Raw genomic sequence first — 18,813 nt, 5'->3', positions numbered from 1 at the left:
TCCCTGATGTGCGATCCAGACCGTGCAGTGGCAGGCATGTACGGACAGGTAGGGTATTTCTGCCGCAACATTACAGCATGACTTTTTGTTATGGGGAGACAACTATGGGCCGGACGATGCAATCTCTGTCGTTACGCGGATTAGGTTCACCATCGTTTATCACGCGAGCGGCACGACCCTGTTCGTTGTACAATTCACGATCATTGCCATTGAAGAAACAAATCACGAGTCCATTAGCCACTACACCGGCTCACACCCAACTGCCGAGTGACGGTCAGCCGGGCGAAGTCGTCGCGCTGCCGGCGCCGCAGGTGAGCGTATCCACAGTTGCCGAACCGGCCCACGCACCACTGCCGAGCGACGGCCAGCCCGGTGAAGTCATCGAGCTGCCGGCGCCGCAGTTTGAAATACCGATGAAGGCGTGATTGCACCTTGTTACGTCATGTCGGTCGTTGGAATCCTTCACCGATGACTTCGTCAACATCGCCGATAATGACAAACGCCGCAGGATCAACGGTGGTCACAACATTCTTGAGAAAACCGATTTCAGTGCGGGCCACAACACACAGAAGGACAGCACGCTTCGCACCGGAGTAACCACCGATCCCTTCAAGCTCGGTAATCCCTCGACCGAGGCGATGGAGTATCGCCTGCCGGATCGGGTCAGGATTGGCGGTGATGATCAATGCCTGGCGTGCGCCTTTACCGGCGGCAAGCACGGTATCGATGGCACGACTGGCAGTAAACGCTACCAACAGTGCATAAAGGATCTTCTCCGGCCCATAGCTAAAGAGGGCCGCAGTAAAGACCAGTGCGTCGAAACTGAGCAAGCTACGGCCCGGCTGAATCCCGAACCGGCGCTCGATGAGACGAGCCAAAATATCACTACCACCGGTCGTACCACGGGCGCGCAACACCAACCCAATCCCTAGACCATCGATCAGCCCTCCGTAGAGGCTGTACAGAAGTGGATCGTTGGTGATAGGACGAGCAAAAGGAGCTAGACCATCAATCGCCAACGACATCACGACAACGGTATACAAAGTACGGATACCGAACACAGCCCCTCCGAGATACCGCCAGCCCGCGATCAAGAGGGGTACGTTGAGGATTAACACCACAGCACCGACCGGTGTGCCGAGAAAGGTATTGAGCAATTGTGCTACCCCGGTGATACCACCAGTGACAACCTGATTCGGTACCAAAAAAAAGCGCACAGCAGTTGCACTCAGCAACGCACCAACGGTCAGCAGCACATAGTCGTAGATTGTCCGAGCAAATCGTTGCCAGCGCGACTGTGTTTGCATAGAAAACCCGATCAACAAAAAATGCGAAGGCGCAATGGCGTCTTGTTCGTAACACCGTTGCGTCTTCGCGCCCAAACTCCTACCGATAGACTTTACAACCCGGCGGCGCGGCGCAGCTCTTCCACTCGATTCGTGCGCTCCCACGGCAAATCAATGTCGGTACGACCAAAATGCCCACCCGCCGCAGTTTTACGGTAGATCGGGCGACGCAGATCGAGATCACGGATGATAGCACCCGGTCGCAGATCGAACACCTCGTTAATCGCCTTGAGGATGACTTCATCGGGCACCGTACCGGTTCCGAATGTCTCGACGCTGAGCGAAAGTGGCCGAGCGACGCCGATCGCATAGCTCACTTGCAGCTCAACGCGACGAGCAAGACCGGCAGCCACGATGTTCTTGGCTACCCAGCGGCATGCATACGCAGCGCTGCGATCAACCTTCGAGGGATCTTTGCCACTAAATGCCCCGCCGCCGTGACGAGCCACCCCACCGTAGGTATCAACAATGATCTTGCGTCCGGTCAACCCGCTATCGCCCATCGGACCACCGATCACAAAACGGCCGGTCGGATTGATGAAGATTTTGGTCTGCGTATCGAGCCACGCCTCCGGAATCTCGGTCTTAATCACATGCTCGATCAGATCGGCCCGGATCTGCTCTTGGGTGACATCAGGTGCATGCTGACTACTGATCAATACTGTATCGACGCGCACCGGCTTGCCAAAGCTATACTCGACCGTGACCTGCGATTTAGCATCGGGGCGCAGATACGGCAATGTACCATCTTTGCGTACCCGCTCGAGCCGGCGGATGAGGCGGTGCGCCAGCGCAATACTCGCCGGCATCAGTTCTGGCGTCTCATCACATGCAAAGCCGAACATCATCCCTTGATCACCGGCCCCAACCGCTTCGACATCATCCTGCATCGCACCGATCTTTGCCTCGAGCGCCTTATCGACACCCATCGCAATATCCGGCGACTGACCGTGAATGGCGACCATAACACCGCACGTATCGGCATCAAAGCCGTACTCGGCATTGGTATAGCCGATCTCTTTGACCGTGCGGCGCACAATTTCCTCAATCGGGATATACCCTCGCTCGTAGGTCACTTCACCCAAAACAACAATCAAACCGGTGGTTGTAGCCGTTTCGACGGCGACCCGCGCTTTGGGATCGTGGCTGAGGAAGGCATCGAGAATAGCGTCGCTGATCTGATCGCACATCTTGTCGGGATGCCCCTCGCTCACACTTTCACTGGTGAAATAGAAACGCGGCGAATTCATGAAGGTGTTTGCCATACGTAACCCCTATTCTTCCTCTAAGATAGGGGAACAGAGCGCACTTCTCCGTCTCCCCAACGCTCCGCTTGCTTACGTTCCTTCTTGCCACGAATTGAGATACGCTTCTTGCTCAGGGGTGAGGGTATCGATGGTAATCCCCATCGCTGCCAACTTCAACGCGGCAATCTCCCGATCCAGCTCCTTAGGGAGTGCATGTACGCCAACCGGCAGCTTCCCATGATTGCGCAGTAAAAACTCGCTCGCCAAAGCCTGATTGGCAAAGCTCATATCCATCACCGCGCTCGGATGACCCTCGGCGCTGGCTAAGTTGATCAGACGACCCTCACCCAAGAGATTGATCGCCCGTCCGTCACGCAAGATATACTGGTCGACAAAAGCCCGCGGCTGGCGCTTCTCGACACTGAGTGCTTCGAGGGCTGGAATGTTAATCTCGACGTTGAAGTGACCGCTGTTGGCGATCACACAACCGTCTTTCATCACCTCGAACACATTCTGGTCGATCACGTGCTTATTACCGGTCGCAGTCACGATAAAGTCGGCCTGTCGTGCTGCCTCTACCATCGGCATCACCCGAAAACCGTCCATAACCGCTTCCAACGCCTTCACCGGATCGATCTCGGTCACAATGACGTTGGCCCCTAAGCCACGGGCACGCTCGGCGATGCCACGCGAACACCAGCCATAGCCGGCAACGACGAAAGTCTTCCCGGCAAGCAGAATATTCGTAGCCCTGATGATACCGTCGAGAGTGCTCTGACCGGTACCATACCGGTTGTCGAACATGTGCTTGGTATCGCTATCATTGACGGCAATTACCGGGAAGGGCAAGACGCCCTGCTTCGCCATGGCCTTGAGGCGGATCACGCCGGTGGTGGTTTCTTCGGTGCTCCCAACCATATACGGGATCAAGTCGGGCCGCTCCTTGAGCACGCCGGTCACCAAATCGGCGCCATCGTCCATGGTCAATTGCGGATTGTGATCGAGCGCGGCCCGAATATGGCTGTAATAGACTTCATTGCTCTCACCCTTGATCGCAAACACCGGAATCTCTTCGTAAGCCACCAGCGCTGCGGCTACATCATCTTGGGTGCTCAGCGGATTCGAGGCGACTAACACCACATCGGCCCCACCCGCTACTAGTGTACGCATCAGGTTGGCCGTCTCGGTGGTCACGTGCAGACAAGCACTAATCCGCAAACCGGCCAGCGGACGCTCACGCGCAAAGCGCTCGCGGATCAATCGCAGCACCGGCATCTCTTTTTCGGCCCATTCAATCCGCTTACGTCCTTGCTCGGCAAGACTCAAATCTTTCACGTCATAACTCATCGTCATACAGGCTTATGCTCCTTTGCTCAGGTCAAGATAGCGTTTGCATCGGCCATTCCGGTGCAAACGCTGGCATACGAATCTCAGAGGGAGTTGCTGTTGCCGCACTGGTAAAAAGCGCCTCCATCACGGCTAAATTATCGAGCGACTCGGTAAGTGGCATTGCACCGATAGAAGGCACCGGCGCACCCGCAGTAGCTAAAGCGGCAAAACCTTCTGCCTCGAGCCGAAAATGATCGGCGGGCGGAATGGTGATCGTCTCAACCGTCACGTGACGGCCACCGTGTGCAACCATGATCGTCGTTGCCAAATCAGGTGTGGGGTTGAACGGTCGCTCGAGATGGATCCAACCCTCACTGCCGATAATCTCTACTCGCTGGTTCCATGCTGTACGAAAACTACAGGACACCATCGCACAACGCTCGGCTGCAAACCACAACATCCCGCACAGGCTCATATCAACCGGTGCACCGTCCATCAACGCACTCGCCGTTTGCGGACGTATACCGAAGACCATCCGCGCATAACTGAGCGGATAGCAACCGATGTCGTAGAGTGCCCCCCCGCCGAGCACCGGATCAAGGCGAATATTGGTGGCATCATCGAGGAGAAAGGCAAAGTGACCACGAACTTGTCGGACCTCACCGATCACCCCCTCGGCAAGCAGACGCTGCACGGTGAGCGTTTGCGGATGGAAGCGGTACATAAATGCCTCCATCAACAATCGGCGCTGCGTTTGCGCGGCGGCAACCATAGCCAAACCATCGGCCAGCGTTGTCGCCAGTGGTTTTTCACACAACACGTGTTTACCGGCCTGCAAAGCCGCAATTGACCATTGAGCGTGGAGACTATTGGGCAGTGCATTGTAAACCGCCTCAACTTCAGGATCGTTGAGCAGTGCGACGTAATCACCATACGCACGTGGAATCCCGAATTCGGCGGCACATGCCGCCGCACGATTGACATCACGGGCGGCAATCGCAACAACCTGTTCGGTCGCCGAGCGAGCGACGGCACTCGCGAACCGGCGCGCAATACGTCCGGCGCTCAGAATCCCCCATTTCATGCGGCCTCCCGCAACGAAAAGATGTCGAGCGGCAAATCGCAACCAAACGCAGCACGGTACCGCGCAACAAATTGGGGTAAGGTAAAGCGATGCTCTTGGCACCCACGCTCTTCAATCGCGTATGCAGCACACAGCGCGGCAATGCGCCCGGTCATCTCCCACGATAATCGATGCACCAGACCAAAGGCGATCCCGGCCAGATACGCATCACCGGCACCGGTTGGATCGCGCACTTCTTCGACCGGTGCAATAGGAATGGCTGCCGCCAATTGACCATCAACAAAGATGTGTGAACCGTCGACCCCGCGTGTAACGACCGTAATCGGTGCGCGGCCGATCAGCTCATCTTCGCTCAACCCCAAGCACTTCGCCATCATCCCAAATTCGTAGTCATTGCTGATCAACACCTGCGCCCCGCGCAAGCCCACTTCCAGCAGATCGGCATCAAGCCGCGGCGTCTGCTTCCCCGGATCGAAGATATACGGCACGCCCATCTGCTGACATTCAAGGGCAAACCGACGCATTGCATCGGGGTTGGTAGGCGAAATCAGAACGAGATCATCTACGGTCAGGCCACGGTTGAGGAGCGAATTGTGATGATCGTGAGCCATTGCACCGGCATAAAACGCAACAATCTGATTATTCGCCTTGTCGGTATTGATAAAGCAAGAGGAGGTAAACTCGTGTTCGATAATCGTAATTCCGCTTGTATCAATCCCTTGCTCCTCGAGCCACTCGCGGTAAGCATCGAAATCATGACCGGCTGACCCGACAATGAGCGAACGTTCACCGAGTAAACTCAAATTATACGCAATATTCCCGGCCACCCCCCCACGCATTTTACGCATTGAGTCAACCAAAAAACTAACTGAAATAATATGTGCTTTGTCGCTAAGCATAAAATCTTTGAAATAGCCGGGAAAATCCATAATATAATCAAATGCTAGCGAACCGGTGACCACGATCTTCACAGCGCGCACTCCTCTGACTAACCCACATAGATGCGGGAAAAGCGTACCAACATATTACAACCAGCTACTCTTCTTCGCCGACACCCAACGTCTGTCGTACCAACCGAGACGTTTCGGCGCAGAGCTGTAACGCTTGTTCAGCTTGTGCCGGACTCACATATGCCAGACTCCCGGTAAACGAGAGAAACGATTGTTGCTGCACAACCGCTACATCAAGTCCAGTTGCCGTCGCCACCTCGTGCATCGCTCTCACCACACGATCACACAAATCGCTCGCATGAACATTAGCCAGTAAGCGAGCTTCAACCGGCGTGACACCCCATGCCAAACAACCACCACCCGCCAAAAATTGCGTTAGTGGCGTGGCAACCTGCAACAATGATTGCAAATGATCGGCCGGGTGAAAGCCAATAACATCGAGTGGGAGCGGCAAAATTGCCTCCCAGAGCACGGCACTACTGATAAACAAGCCGCGTCGCGCCGGCAGATCGACGAGTAGCCGGTTGAGCAAATCGATCCCATCGTCCCACTCTAACGGGCTCAGCGGGTGCAAGATGGCATCGAGAAACGGCTCATCGATCATGACCAGTCGATACGCCGCGTACCCTTGCACTTGCTCGTGTTGCCATGCCACCCGCAAGCTACACAAATTGAGTAACAGTTCACGCCACTCTGGCGCGTAAGCTAAAGGTCGGTCATGATTGTCGGTCAACGCCAAACTGAGGCTCACCGGGCCAATTGTCTCGTATTTGAGCAAAAATGGATGGCGATCTTCGGTATTGAGCTGACGGAGTAGCTCTTCAAGGACAACAACGGCCGGACCCGACAACGCAGCAAATTGCGCATCACCACGCAGATACGCCAACCCAACCCGAACCGCTTCGCGCTCAAGCGTCTCGTGGTCAACGGCCAATCGGTCACGTTCGAGATCGATCTGCACACCGGGCAAACCTTGTGCTGCCAAGGCAAATGGTGTATCGGCAAGGGTACGTGGCAAGGGTAATGGCCATGCTGGTGTCTGCGGAAAATACCGGCAGATTAACTGCGCCACGATCATCGGATTCGTATGAGGCAACCCACCGCGCAGAAGTGGCCGGCAGGCCGGCTGAAACGACCCCAGCACATTCATGGTTGACTCGCCAGTTGACACAAGGCTACCGTGAACGGAGGATGCAGCACGCCTCGCTCGGTGATGATCGCCGTTACCAATTCGTTTGGCGTAACGTCAAACGCCGGATGAGCAGCCGGCACACCGTGCGGAGCAATGGCAATCCCGGCGATGTGAGTCACCTCTGCCGGATCGCGCTCTTCGATAGGAATATCGGCGCCACTCGCCGTGGCAAGATCGATGGTGGAATAAGGGGCAGCGACGTAGAAAGGTATCTGATGATAACGGGCGAGTACTGCCAAGCCATAGGTACCGATCTTGTTAGCCACATCACCATTGGCAGCAATCCGATCAGCACCAACGATAATACAATCGATATGGCCGCGTTGCATCATAAAAGCGGCCATATTATCGGTGATTAAGGTCTGGGGAATACCGGCCTGTAACAATTCCCACGCCGTCAACCGGGCGCCTTGCAAGAAGGGGCGCGTTTCATCAACAAAGACATGAATGGGCCGACCTTGGGCAAAGGCGGTGCGAATGGGGGCAAGTGCCGTTCCGTACCCGGCAGTTGCCAGGCCACCGGCGTTGCAGTGGGTCAGCACGTGACCACGCGGGGGAATGAGTGGTGCGCCGTGTTCTCCTATCGCATGGCACATAGCGAGATCCTCGGCGAAAATCGCCTCGGCCTCAGTCAACAATGCAGTTTTGATCGCTGCGATGCCTTCGGGAGCAACCGTTTCAGCCCGCCGTAGCATGCGGCTTGTCGCCCAGGCCAAATTGACCGCTGTTGGACGCTGAGCATCGAAGATCGCTTTGGCTTGGCGTAGCTCTTCAAGTAGCTCCTCAACCGAATGAGCAGCACTCTGCCGAGCAGCCAACGCCATGCCATACGCAGCCGTGCAACCGATTGCCGGTGCGCCCCGTACCTGCATACTGCGAATAGCATAGGCGACCAGGCTCAGATCGGTGCAATTCACCACCTCGACGATGTGTGGCAGCTTGCGCTGATCGATCAGGCGAACCGTCTCATTTTCCCACCAAACTGTGCGGAATTCCATAGGCGTCGCAATAAATTGAGCCACTCGCATAGCGAGAGGCTCCGATCATCACTTCGTTCCTCTCATCTTTCGGCTAATGCTCTTCATTGCCGCTGGATTTGGCACCTTCCCTTTCGGGGGTTGCCGGGCGTCATCGGGCCAGTCCCTCAGCCCATCTCGATGAGCATCTGAAGTTCGCTGACGCACTACGGCGCCGCACGCGAACGTTGTGAGCGATTATAACACGACTGACGGCAAGAGGCAACCGCTACAAAAAGTGTGCAAAAACGTGATTACCCACCATCCGTCCTCGCTCCGTCAACCACACCCGTCGGTCATCTATCGCGATCAACCCGTGCTGCATCAGCTCGTGCAAGGCGGTTCCGTAGTACTCGGTGAGATCATCGCCGACACGGGCGGCAAAGTGCTCAAAACTTACCCCAATATCGAGCCGCAAGCCCATCATCATCGTTTCAGCAGCCAGATCGGCAGGGGTCAGTGGGATAGTCTCGGCAATCGGGCGATGACCGGCTTGAACGGCAGCGATGTACCCATCGATGGATCGAATATTGGCGTAGCGCTGCGGGAAGAGATGGCCATGAGCGCCGGCGCCGGCGGCCAAATAGTCACTATTGAACCAGTAGGCCAGGTTGTGATGACACGCCAATCGCGGCGGTGCATCAGGCCGATCACCCGGCTGGGGACGTACCCAGTTCGAGATTTCGTAGTGCCGATAACCGGCTTTGTCAAGAAGGTCCATCGCCAATTCGTACATCGCTGCGGTGAGATCATCGTCGGGCACCTGTACGCGCCCCGCCGTGACCTGCGCATAGAGTGGCGTATTCTCTTCGAGAATGAGCGAGTACAGGGCCAGATGATCCACGTCCCACGAGATGACTTCGGTGAGTGTGGCTTGCCAATCGGCAAGGTCTTGCCCGGGCAAGCCAAAGATGAAATCCAGGTTGATCGACTCAAAACCGACTGCACGGGCATCAAGATAGCTTGCCTTGGCTTCGGCAGCGGTGTGAATACGTCCTAGCACCCGTAAGGTTGGATCGTGCAAGCTTTGTACCCCCATACTCAACCGATTCACACCAAGCGAGCGGATGGCACGCAGATACTCGCGGCCTAGCACCGTTCCGGGATTTGCCTCAAGCGAGATCTCGGCCGTTTCGAGAGGAACGAGCGCCGTAGCCGCGGTCAGAATGCGTTCAATCTGTGCCGGCGTCAGCATACTCGGCGTCCCACCGCCAAAGAAGATACTTGGCCGCAATGCCGCTGCTGCCGGTGATTTCGGTAACGGTGGGAGCGACTCGCGCAACATAGCTAACTCGGTACAGAGTGCATCAACATACGCCGCAATGCGATGCTCCATGTTGGCGTAGGTGTTGAAATCGCAATACGAACAGCGCCGATGGCAAAAGGGGATATGGATATATAAGTGGCGCATAGCAACTTCCAGATCACGTTCTACCCGATCAAAATCTGCTCCTCCGGGTACATCACGACTTGCGGTGCAGCACTTTGTCGCGCTAACGCAATGATAATGGTGAGGGCGCCTAATCGTCCCCAAAACATAACAGCGATGATCACCAACTGCCCAAACGTGTTCAATTCATCGGTAAAACCAAGCGTCAGCCCGCATGTGGCAAATGCCGATACAACCTCAAACACGGTACGGTCAAGGGTTGTGTCGTGCGTTGTCACCAGTAACCATGAAGCAGCCAAGACCACAAAGAGCGAAATCGTGAGCACGGCTGCCGCCCGCCGTACCATACCAGTCGCCAGACTGCGTCCACCAAACTGAGCGGTTGGCAGGCCGCGCGCATAACTCCATAGCGAAATCGAGAGGACGGCAAACGTACCGGTGGTAATCCCACCACCCATCGAGGCCGGCGCACAGCCGATAAACATCAACGCAATGAGTAGCAGTTGGCTGGCCGGTGTCAACTGCTCGAAGTTAGTAATGCCGGCAAATCCGGCGGTACGAGCCGAAACCGATTGGAAGACGGTCACTATGATCTGACGATCCAACGGCTGCCCAACAAGCACTCCATCTTTATCGAACGCTTCACTGAGCCATAAGCCAACAGCACCACCGACCACCAGTATGCTCACGACGAGCAGCGTGATCCGCGTGTGCAACGACAACCGCCGCTCATTCGGGTACGCGATCAGATCGGCAACGACCGGAATACCTAAGCCGCCGAGAAAAATCAAGACCCCCATCACAAACAGCGTCACACTATCCCGCGGTATACCATCGTTAAAACCGGGAGTACCAGTGAACAGGTCAAATCCGGCATTGCAGAATGCCGAGACCGCATGAAAGAGGGCAAAGAAGAAGGCTTGACCCTCAGAAAGGCGAGGATCGGTACGCCAGTGTATGTAGAGCAAGAAGGCACCGATCAGCTCAATCGTGATGACCGTAATAAGAACGCGCCGAGTCAAGGACACGATTGCCGCCGGCGAGAGTAAGCCTAACGAGTCGCTTAACGCGATCCGATCGGTAAAACTGATCCGCCGACCCAAAAGCCTGAAAACGATCACGGCGACGACCATAAAACCGACACCACCGATCTGGATCAGCAGCATGAGCAGAATCTGCCCCCAGAGCGATAGATCGCGTACCGGCGTAATGACCGATAAACCGGTAACGCTCAACGCCGATGTCGCCGTGAACAGTGCCTCCATCAAGGTGAGTTGACGTGTACCACTGATGGGGAGCAACAGCAATCCGGTTCCAATGGCGATCAAGAATGCTAACCCACCGACCAAGCGCAAAGGCGGTGGGACCGGTTTATGCCGCAACCGTTTCAGGTTGCGACGTTCGAGCTGAGCTATCATGATGATAAATCGCAGAATGTGCTGATACTGGAGTCGGCTCCGATAATCAATATGCGATCATCCCGACTGAAGGTGTATTCGGGGGGCGGGGTGACAATCATCTTACCGTTGTGCTTAACGGCCAACACGTTGATACCGTACCGCCGACGCAAACCACTCTGCATTAAGGTTTGGCCGATCAGTGGAGGTGGGACGCGCACTTCGGCGACGCTAAACCCAGAACCAAGGTTGAGATGCTCAAGTACATGCGGTTCCGATAGTTGCCAAGCTAAGCGGGCGCCGGCTTCATGTTCTGGCAGTACTACCATGTCGGCGCCGACGCGCTCAAGAATATATTTCTGTCGCTCATTCAGCGCTTTGCAAACAACCCGCTTGACACCTAATGTCTTGAGCGCAACGGTCGTCAGGAGATTAGCTTCAAATTGTGAACCAATCGCCACGACCACCGTATCAAACGCGGTGATTTCGATTGCTCGCAGTGCGTCTTCGTTTGTCGAATCAAGCGCCACGACCTGCGTCAGGTGGTCGGCAAGTTGTTGGACGATGTTCGGATCGCGATCAATGCCTAAAACAGTATGGCCGCGGTCGATTAAGTTGGTTGCAACGCTGCGACCAAACCGACCAAGACCGATTACCGCAAATTCGAGCCGACTTGGCTTGCGCGCCATGCGACTCCCTCCTTGGCGAGCGTAGTATATGCTTTGCCCTATTGTAGCGTAGTTGAAACGGAACGGTAAAGTGATAGATAGCCCTGGTAGCCAGGGAATGTTGAGGGTATGCTAAGATGCATGATTGGGTAGATTATTGTCAGACGCATACGGCTGCTCGCTCTGCGATAGCAGAACCATTACACCTCAACACTCTGCGCAAACCGCCGACCTTGTTCGGTAAGGAACAGCACACTCCCTTGACGCCGGATCAATCCAATCTGCTCAGCCCGACGGACAACTGTGCTTACAAAGGTCGGTGACCAGCGTAGCTCGATGATCAGGTGATCGGGATGGCATTCGATCCGTTCATTACCCGACCCCTCGTGGTTGAACAGGTGGAGGGTCAATAGTTGCAAAGCGAATTGCTCACGGCGTCGGCGTTGTTGCCAGACCTGCGCCACCAGCCCCCGTTGCGGTGCAAACAACCATGCGAGGCCAAAGATGATTCCGGTCATTGTTGCCATCGCCCCGGCAATCGAAACATCGAGCCAACGTGCTAGCCAATAACCACTTATCGCGGCCACAACGCCGAGTATCACACTCAACCCGATCATCCGCGGTAATCGGTTGGTCAGGAGATAGGCCGTCGCCGGCGGTGCTACCATCAACGCAATCACCAGAATCGACCCAACCGCGTCAAACGCAGCCACTGCCGTCAGTGAGACACTCGTCATCAAACCATAGTGGATAATGTGAGGCGCAAAACCGAGGGTTGCCGCAAACGCCGGATCGAAGGTTGCCAATTTCAACTCTTTATAGAAGAGGATAAGCAGCACTGCATTCAACAGCAACGTACCACCTCCGATCACGAGGGCACGTGGCAGATCGATTCCCAGCAGATCGATCCGGTCGAACGGCGCAAATGCTAGTTCACCCAGTAACACACTGTCGGTATCGAGATGGATTGTACCGGCGTAACGTGAAATTAGGAGTACCGCCAAGCTAAAGAGCATCGGAAAGACCAACCCAATGGCTGCGTCTTCTCGTACCAACTGACTGCCACTGACCAGTTCGACCAGCCAGACCGTGATCACGCCTATTACAACGGCACCTGCGAAGAGCAACGGTGAGGCGAGGTTGTTACTGATCAAATAACCCAGGACAATCCCGAGCAGCACGGTATGACTTATCGCATCACTTAGCATTGCCATGCGGCGTAAAACCAGAAACACGCCGGGTAAGGCACAGGTTGCCGCAATCACTACGGCAATCAATTGCACTTCAAGTTGTGGTGTCATCATCTTCTACTATCATTCACCTGCCGAACTACCTGATTGCCGGTACTGCACCATCCGCCAACGTCGCCACACAATTCCACGCTCCGGCGCAACCAGAAGCGAACCGATAGCGATCACACTCATTGTCAACACGATCACCGGCCCGGTTGCCGTCCCATCGCCCAATCCACTGAGCCACGTCCCAACAAATGCGGCCAAACCACCAAAACCGGCGGCTAACACAACCATTATCTCCAACCGATTCGTCCATTGGCGGGCAGCGACTGCCGGCGCGACCAACATCGCGCTCATCAACACTACTCCGACCGTCTGTAAACCAATAACAATAGCAGCTACCATCACGATGGTTAACAGTATCTCAAACCGACGCACCGGTAGCCCAAGGCTGCGGGCAAAATCTGGGTCAAAGCTGATCAGCTTCACGTGCGGCCAAAAGATGATGACGAACGCCAATGCCGGCCCACCGAGCGCCAGCATTGCCCAGAGATCACGTTCAACGAGGGCAGCCGCTTGGCCGAATAAGAAACTCTTGAGACCGGCCTGCGCAGTAGTCGGCTGACGCTGTAAGTATGACAGCAACACCAGGCCAAAGCCGAAAAAGACCGCTAACACAAATGCTAACGCTGCGTCATCCTTGATCGGTGTCGTTCGTACAATCGCCAATAGCCACAGCGCCGCCACCGCTGCTGCAATGGCTGCTCCGATCAGCAAGATGAACGGATCACGCTGTCCCGTCAACAAAAATGCCAGCGCAATACCGGGCAATGCCGCGTGCGACATCGCATCACCGAGCAACGCCTGCCGGCGTAGCACGGCAAAACAGCCAAGAAACCCGCTTATCGCGCCGAGGAGGGTTGCACCCAGGGTAACATTGCGGAGCGTATAGTCGGTCAACATTTCGATCATCGCTATACCAAACCTTCAATCTCCCTGTATTGGAGTTGGCGCAGGCCCACCACCCGACACCGCACTCTTCGCAAGAACCGCTACCCGCCCACCATACGTCGCCCGAAGATTCGCTTCGGTAAAGACTTCACGTACCGGCCCGGTGGCGATGTTACGCACATTGATCAGCGCTACATAGTCAAAATACTCGGGAACGGTTTGCAGATCATGATGAACGACGATCACCGTCTTCCCAGCGCTACGCAAATGGCGTAACACGGTGATAATCGACCGTTCGGTGACGGCATCAACCCCTTGAAACGGTTCATCCATGAAATAGATGTCGGCATTCTGGGCCAAGGCGCGGGCTAAAAACACTCGTTGCTGCTGTCCACCGGAGAGCTGGCCGATCTGACGACCGGCAAAATCGGCCATCTGAACCTGCGCGAGCGCGGCCATCGCCATCTCGCGGTCGGCGCGACCAGGTCGGCGTAGCCACCCAAGCTGACCATACCGCCCCATCAGTACAACATCAAGCACAGTGGTCGGAAAATCCCAATCAACACTGCTTCGCTGTGGAACATAGGCAACGAGACGACGTTGGCGCTGGTACGGTTGGCCAAAAATGCGGACACTACCCGCGGCCGATTTAATTAGTCCGAGAGTCGCTTTGAGCAGCGTTGTCTTACCGGCCCCATTTGGGCCGACAATCGCCATTAACACACCACGCGGCACCGCAAGATCGATATCCCACAACACCGGCTTATCACCGTAGGCAACGGTTAAATCCTCTATCTCAACTGCTAAGGGCGTCACCACTCCCTCCATAACTTCGATGCGGTGTATCTGCTACATATCGGCTAGCGCCGAGACGATCGTTTGCATATTCTGGCGCATCATTCCAACATACGTCCCCGCCGGCCCGTCAGGATCGCCGAGCGAATCGGAGAACAGCGCACCACCGAGACGCACTTCATGCCCAACTGCACGTGCCGCACTCTGCACTGCCTCAATTGTGCGCGGTGAAACACTCGTCTCGACAAAAATCGCCGGAATACGGTTCGTCACGACCAGCTCGGTTAATGACCTGATCGCTGTAGCACTTGCTTCACTAGCCGTGCTGATCCCTTGGACGGCTTCAACGCGGAACCCGTAAGCTTGCCCAAAATATTGAAACGCATCGTGCGCCGTGACCAGAATACGTCGCTCCGGTGGAATCCGCGCTGCCATTGCCCGTAACTCAGCGTCGAGTGACTGTATATCGGCCAAATAGCGCTCAGTTCGCCGGTGGTAGATGACACTACCCCCCGGATCAACGGCAATCAAGGCATCACGCACCGCCCGAACAGCGTAGCTCCAACGTTGCGGATCGTGCCAGACATGTGGATCGTAAGCGTTTCTCCCCTCGTCGGCATACAGCAGGAGGTGAGGAGGAATTGCTTCAGCCACGGCAACCGTCGGAATGCGTCCACTTCGGTTCATCGCCTCGAATATGCGGCCTAACCCGGCTTCAAGGTGTAAACCGTTGTAAAACACGATCTGGGCTTCTTGGAGGGCAAATAGATCACTCTCAGTGGCAACGTAAGTATGCGGATCGATGCCGGGACCGAGGAGTGTGCGTAAGACCACTCGCTCACCGGCAATAGCTTGCACAATATCACCGATCGGACCGGTGGTCGCGACGACGCGTAGATGGCCGTCTGTTACCGGTGTGCTACAACCGGTGAGGGTGAGGAGCAAGACGATGATGGAGAGATACCGTGTCGGCATATTTAAACCCCAAAAACTTATTTTAGCCTAACCTAAAAATACCAGATAACTCCTCCCCTGTCAAGCAGCAAACTCGCCACACCCACCAGCATGCGCAGGTAGAGATAAACCATTCCATCACCGATCTGCACATATGGTACGATAGAGCAGAAGGAAACATATATGGAGTTCGATGATGACCCAGGTGAACCAGCATCGCTACCTCGGCAAAGCCCGCAAATCGGTTGACGGCATAGAGAAAATAACCGGATGCGCACGTTATGCCGGCGACGTAAATTTACCCGGCATGTTGCACGGTAAACTGGCGCTCAGTCCGTATGCCCACGCCCGGATTACCCAGATCGATACCGCAGCGGCCCGTGCTATCCCCGGTGTGGTAGCCGTGTTGACCGCTGCCGACCTACCTACCCGTGGCCGCCAGCCTTCGTCGCGCCAGACGACGACGTTGGCCGACGGTGTAGTACGCTACCGCGGTGAACCGGTGGCGCTTGTATTGGCAACCAGTTTGGCTGCTGCGGAAGATGGTGTTGCGGCGTTGCAGATCGATTATGAGCCGTTGCCCGGCCCGGTAACACCCGAAGAAGCGCTTGCTCCGGACGCACCGGTGATCTGGCCGCAGGGCGCTCCCAAGGGTGACACCGATCTTACGGCTGCCCACGCCGCTGTGTCCCGTGGTGATGATCACGCCGATCATAAGGCGTCAAACGTTCACGAGCGCAAGCAGTTTAGCCGTGGTGATGCCCTGCATGCCTTGGCCGTAGCTGAAGTAGTTGTGACCGGAACCTACCGCACATCGATTGTACATCAAGGCTATCTTGAGCCACACGCGGTTGTGGCTGATGTTGATCCGGTGCGTAAGCATCTCACCATCTACACCAGTACCCAAGGTCAATTCGGAGTACGCGATGAAGTCGCTCGGTTGCTGGATCTCCGACCTGCTCAAGTCACCGTCGTGCCAATGACGGTTGGTGGTGGATTTGGAGCCAAGTACGGCATTCTCGACCCGTTGGCCGCCGCCGCTGCACTGGCTGTTGGTCGTCCAGTGCGGATTGTGCTTGACCGCAGCGAGGATTTTCTCACGACCACCCCATCGCCGGCCAGCACGATCACGCTTCAGCTCGGTGCAACCCGTGACGGTACGCTAACCGCACTTGTGGCAGAGATTGTGAACGACAACGGTGTCTACCCGTTTACACTGGGTGGGATTATGAGTACGCTGCTCGGCGGCTACTACCGTTGTCCGAACGTGCAGATCGATGTGATCGAAGTACTGACCCACAAGCCACAAGCCGGCGCGTACCGTGCCCCCGGCGCACCACAGATCACGTTCGCTATCGAGTCGGCAATGGACGAACTGGCCCGCAAACTCGATCTCGACCCGCTGGAGTTGCGGATGCGCAATGCCGCCACCACCGGCGATCCGATGGGGAACAACGACCCTTGGCCGTCGATGGGGCTGACAAAGGTGCTCGCAGCGGCTGCCAATCATCCGTTGTGGCGCGAGCGCACCCCAGGAAGTGGGATTGGGTTGGCGATTGGTGGTTGGCCGTGTGGTATGTCGCCGGCAGCCGCCGTTTGTCGAGTAGACACCGACGGTACGGTACGGGTGCATGTCGGCGCGGTCGATATTTCCGGCGTCAACAGCAGCTTTGTGCTGGTGGCCGCTGAGATTCTCGGCGTACCCCCAGAGCAGGTCGAGATTGTAGCCGGAGACACCCGGAGCGGGCCGTTTGCCGGGCCGAGTGGTGGCAGCCAAATTACTTATAGTGTGGCCGGAGCAGTAGCCGTCGCTGCCCGTGAGGTACGTCGGCAGATTCTGGAATTGGCTGCCGATATGTTGGAAGCGCGGATTGACGACCTTGAATTACGCGATGGTCTGGTGCATATTCGTGGGGTGCCGGGTCGCACCCTGTCCATCGGTGAGGTAGCACGGCGGGCTGAAGAACACGCCGGCGGGCCGGGGCCGATCGTGGGTGAGGGACGTACTGCACCGGCAGAGAATGCGCCCGGTTTCGTCGCCCATATTGTGCAGGTTGAAGTTGATCGCGAGACCGGTCGCGTGAAGCCGCTCCGGTACGTAGCCATTCAAGATGTCGGCTTCCCGCTCAACCCACTGATGGTCGAAGGGCAAATTCACGGTGGCGCGGCGCAAGGCGTGGGATGGGGGCTTTACGAAGCACTGCGCTACGACGAGCGGGGTGAACTTCTGACTGCCAGCTTTATGGACTACACCTTGCCCCGTGCCGCCGATCTCCCTACCTTCGAGGCGGTGCTGGTGCAGAACCCGGCGCCCAACGGCCCCTTCGGCGCGCGCGGTGTTGGCGAACCACCGATTACCGCGGGAGCGGCTGCGCTCGCGAACGCCATCCGTGACGCGACCGGTGCTCGCATCTACGAGTTGCCAATGCGCGATGAGGTAGTGTGGCGGGCAATCAATAGTGTTTGAGCACGTTACCTTGGCGTCTACCCGACCCATGACCACGTAACACAGCCAGAGCAGGTGTGCGCCATTCCGTACACCTGCTCCGCTAGCTCCAGTACGCTACCCTACACGCGCAGCCCGCGCCTGCCGCACAATCTCTTCAATCTGACCGAGATGGTCATAGGCGTGGGCCAGGCCTAACGCATAACGACCACGCGCATCAACCGGCGGCGCACCGGGCCATGGCTCAACCTGATAGTCGAGATGGGGTTGGTCAGGCCACATCTGCAACGAAGCGTGCAGCATACGCCGGCTCTCGGCCAAACGCTGGCGTACTTGGGCCATCGTCGTCACCGTCTCCCACGGAACTTCGTAGCGTGAACGACCGTGGAACGGTACTCCACGCGCCATCTCGGCGGCGAGAAACGCCGATTCCTCGCACGAGGCGGTAAGATGGACGATCACGTGACCGAGCGTCCATGCCTGGTTTACGGCACTGGGATCACTGGCGAACGGATCATTCGCGTTGGGATCGACCGGCTGGAAGGTAACGTCAGCATCAACACAATCGGCAATGAGCCGTTCAATTGTGTCGTACATCTCGTCAGTTTCAGCATGTAGGTCGGCAACCGTCATATCGCCGACGATCTCTTGCATCGTGCGTTCACGACGGTAGAGTGCGGCATAGTCGAGCATCGGTGTCTCCTTCGCAGGTGAGATTTTAGAATAGCCACGAAAAGTCGTACATCTCGTCAGTTTCAGCATGTAGGTCGGCAACCGTCATATCGCCGACGATCTCTTGCATCGTGCGTTCAC

General features: G+C 56.3%; 17 protein-coding genes and 1 riboswitch. Of the genes, 2 read left to right on the top strand and 15 right to left on the bottom strand.

Annotated elements, in window-relative coordinates; translation table 11 throughout:
• The first annotated feature begins 104 nt into the window (after window positions 1–104).
• The gene (locus tag AC01ZF_RS11605; RefSeq protein ID WP_424675548.1) at window positions 105–425 is read left to right on the top strand and encodes a hypothetical protein; all 321 of its coding nucleotides are present in this window, start codon (window positions 105–107) and stop codon (window positions 423–425) included.
• Window positions 426–440: 15 nt separating this feature from the next.
• Here AC01ZF_RS11605 and AC01ZF_RS11600 read toward each other — a convergent pair whose 3' ends face one another.
• From AC01ZF_RS11600 to AC01ZF_RS11535, 14 genes are all read right to left on the bottom strand, one after another.
• On the bottom strand, window positions 441–1,307 hold the full coding sequence (locus tag AC01ZF_RS11600; RefSeq protein ID WP_424675549.1) for a YitT family protein: 867 nt from the start codon (window positions 1,305–1,307) through the stop codon (window positions 441–443).
• 92 nt (window positions 1,308–1,399) lie between these two features.
• A complete protein-coding gene (gene metK, locus AC01ZF_RS11595) occupies window positions 1,400–2,611 on the bottom strand; it encodes a methionine adenosyltransferase (RefSeq protein WP_015942249.1) in 1,212 nt (403 codons plus the stop codon).
• A 72-nt stretch (window positions 2,612–2,683) separates the two neighbouring features.
• On the bottom strand, window positions 2,684–3,946 hold the full coding sequence (gene ahcY / locus AC01ZF_RS11590) for an adenosylhomocysteinase (RefSeq protein ID WP_424675550.1): 1,263 nt from the start codon (window positions 3,944–3,946) through the stop codon (window positions 2,684–2,686).
• Between the two features lie 25 nt (window positions 3,947–3,971).
• A complete protein-coding gene (locus AC01ZF_RS11585) occupies window positions 3,972–5,006 on the bottom strand; it encodes a Gfo/Idh/MocA family protein (RefSeq protein WP_428112270.1) in 1,035 nt (344 codons plus the stop codon).
• Window positions 5,003–5,977, bottom strand: a complete 975-nt coding sequence (locus tag AC01ZF_RS11580) for a carbohydrate kinase family protein (RefSeq protein ID WP_424675552.1) — start codon at window positions 5,975–5,977, stop codon at window positions 5,003–5,005. Before AC01ZF_RS11580 ends, AC01ZF_RS11585 begins: the two co-directional genes overlap by 4 nt.
• Window positions 5,978–6,041: 64 nt before the next feature.
• The gene (locus AC01ZF_RS11575) at window positions 6,042–7,106 is read right to left on the bottom strand and encodes a uroporphyrinogen decarboxylase/cobalamine-independent methonine synthase family protein (protein WP_424675553.1); all 1,065 of its coding nucleotides are present in this window, start codon (window positions 7,104–7,106) and stop codon (window positions 6,042–6,044) included.
• Complete coding sequence (gene mtnA / locus AC01ZF_RS11570; RefSeq protein ID WP_424675563.1) at window positions 7,103–8,146, bottom strand: S-methyl-5-thioribose-1-phosphate isomerase; 1,044 nt, start codon at window positions 8,144–8,146, stop codon at window positions 7,103–7,105. Before mtnA ends, AC01ZF_RS11575 begins: the two co-directional genes overlap by 4 nt.
• 59 nt (window positions 8,147–8,205) lie before the next feature.
• A riboswitch (SAM riboswitch) is annotated at window positions 8,206–8,312 on the bottom strand.
• An 81-nt stretch (window positions 8,313–8,393) separates the two neighbouring features.
• Window positions 8,394–9,575, bottom strand: a complete 1,182-nt coding sequence (hemW, locus tag AC01ZF_RS11565) for a radical SAM family heme chaperone HemW (RefSeq protein WP_424675554.1) — start codon at window positions 9,573–9,575, stop codon at window positions 8,394–8,396.
• A 20-nt stretch (window positions 9,576–9,595) separates the two neighbouring features.
• Entirely contained in the window at window positions 9,596–10,972 is a 1,377-nt protein-coding gene (locus AC01ZF_RS11560; protein ID WP_424675555.1) for a TrkH family potassium uptake protein, read from the bottom strand.
• Window positions 10,969–11,640: a potassium channel family protein gene (locus AC01ZF_RS11555; protein ID WP_428112269.1), complete on the bottom strand. Its 672-nt coding sequence runs from the start codon at window positions 11,638–11,640 to the stop codon at window positions 10,969–10,971. Before AC01ZF_RS11555 ends, AC01ZF_RS11560 begins: the two co-directional genes overlap by 4 nt.
• A 179-nt stretch (window positions 11,641–11,819) precedes the next feature.
• Window positions 11,820–12,923 carry a metal ABC transporter permease gene (locus AC01ZF_RS11550; protein WP_476575368.1) on the bottom strand — a complete coding sequence of 368 codons (1,104 nt, stop codon included), beginning with the start codon at window positions 12,921–12,923 and terminating at the stop codon, window positions 11,820–11,822.
• Between the two features lie 9 nt (window positions 12,924–12,932).
• Window positions 12,933–13,826 carry a metal ABC transporter permease gene (locus AC01ZF_RS11545; RefSeq protein ID WP_428112268.1) on the bottom strand — a complete coding sequence of 298 codons (894 nt, stop codon included), beginning with the start codon at window positions 13,824–13,826 and terminating at the stop codon, window positions 12,933–12,935.
• Window positions 13,827–13,841: 15 nt separating this feature from the next.
• Window positions 13,842–14,621, bottom strand: a complete 780-nt coding sequence (locus tag AC01ZF_RS11540) for a metal ABC transporter ATP-binding protein (protein WP_476575367.1) — start codon at window positions 14,619–14,621, stop codon at window positions 13,842–13,844.
• Between the two features lie 33 nt (window positions 14,622–14,654).
• The gene (locus AC01ZF_RS11535) at window positions 14,655–15,575 is read right to left on the bottom strand and encodes a metal ABC transporter solute-binding protein, Zn/Mn family (protein WP_424675558.1); all 921 of its coding nucleotides are present in this window, start codon (window positions 15,573–15,575) and stop codon (window positions 14,655–14,657) included.
• A 175-nt stretch (window positions 15,576–15,750) separates the two neighbouring features.
• Between AC01ZF_RS11535 and AC01ZF_RS11530 the strand changes: the two genes are divergently transcribed.
• On the top strand, window positions 15,751–18,021 hold the full coding sequence (locus AC01ZF_RS11530; protein WP_424675565.1) for a xanthine dehydrogenase family protein molybdopterin-binding subunit: 2,271 nt from the start codon (window positions 15,751–15,753) through the stop codon (window positions 18,019–18,021).
• A 96-nt stretch (window positions 18,022–18,117) separates the two neighbouring features.
• On the opposite strand, the gene AC01ZF_RS11525 is transcribed toward AC01ZF_RS11530, so the two are convergent.
• Entirely contained in the window at window positions 18,118–18,693 is a 576-nt protein-coding gene (locus AC01ZF_RS11525) for a DinB family protein (RefSeq protein ID WP_424675559.1), read from the bottom strand.
• Window positions 18,694–18,813: the final 120 nt, after the last annotated feature.

The organism is Chloroflexus sp., from assembly GCF_056331925.1.
The sequence above is the reverse complement of the archived record's forward strand: the minus strand, read 5'-3'. Positions and strand labels throughout refer to the sequence as shown.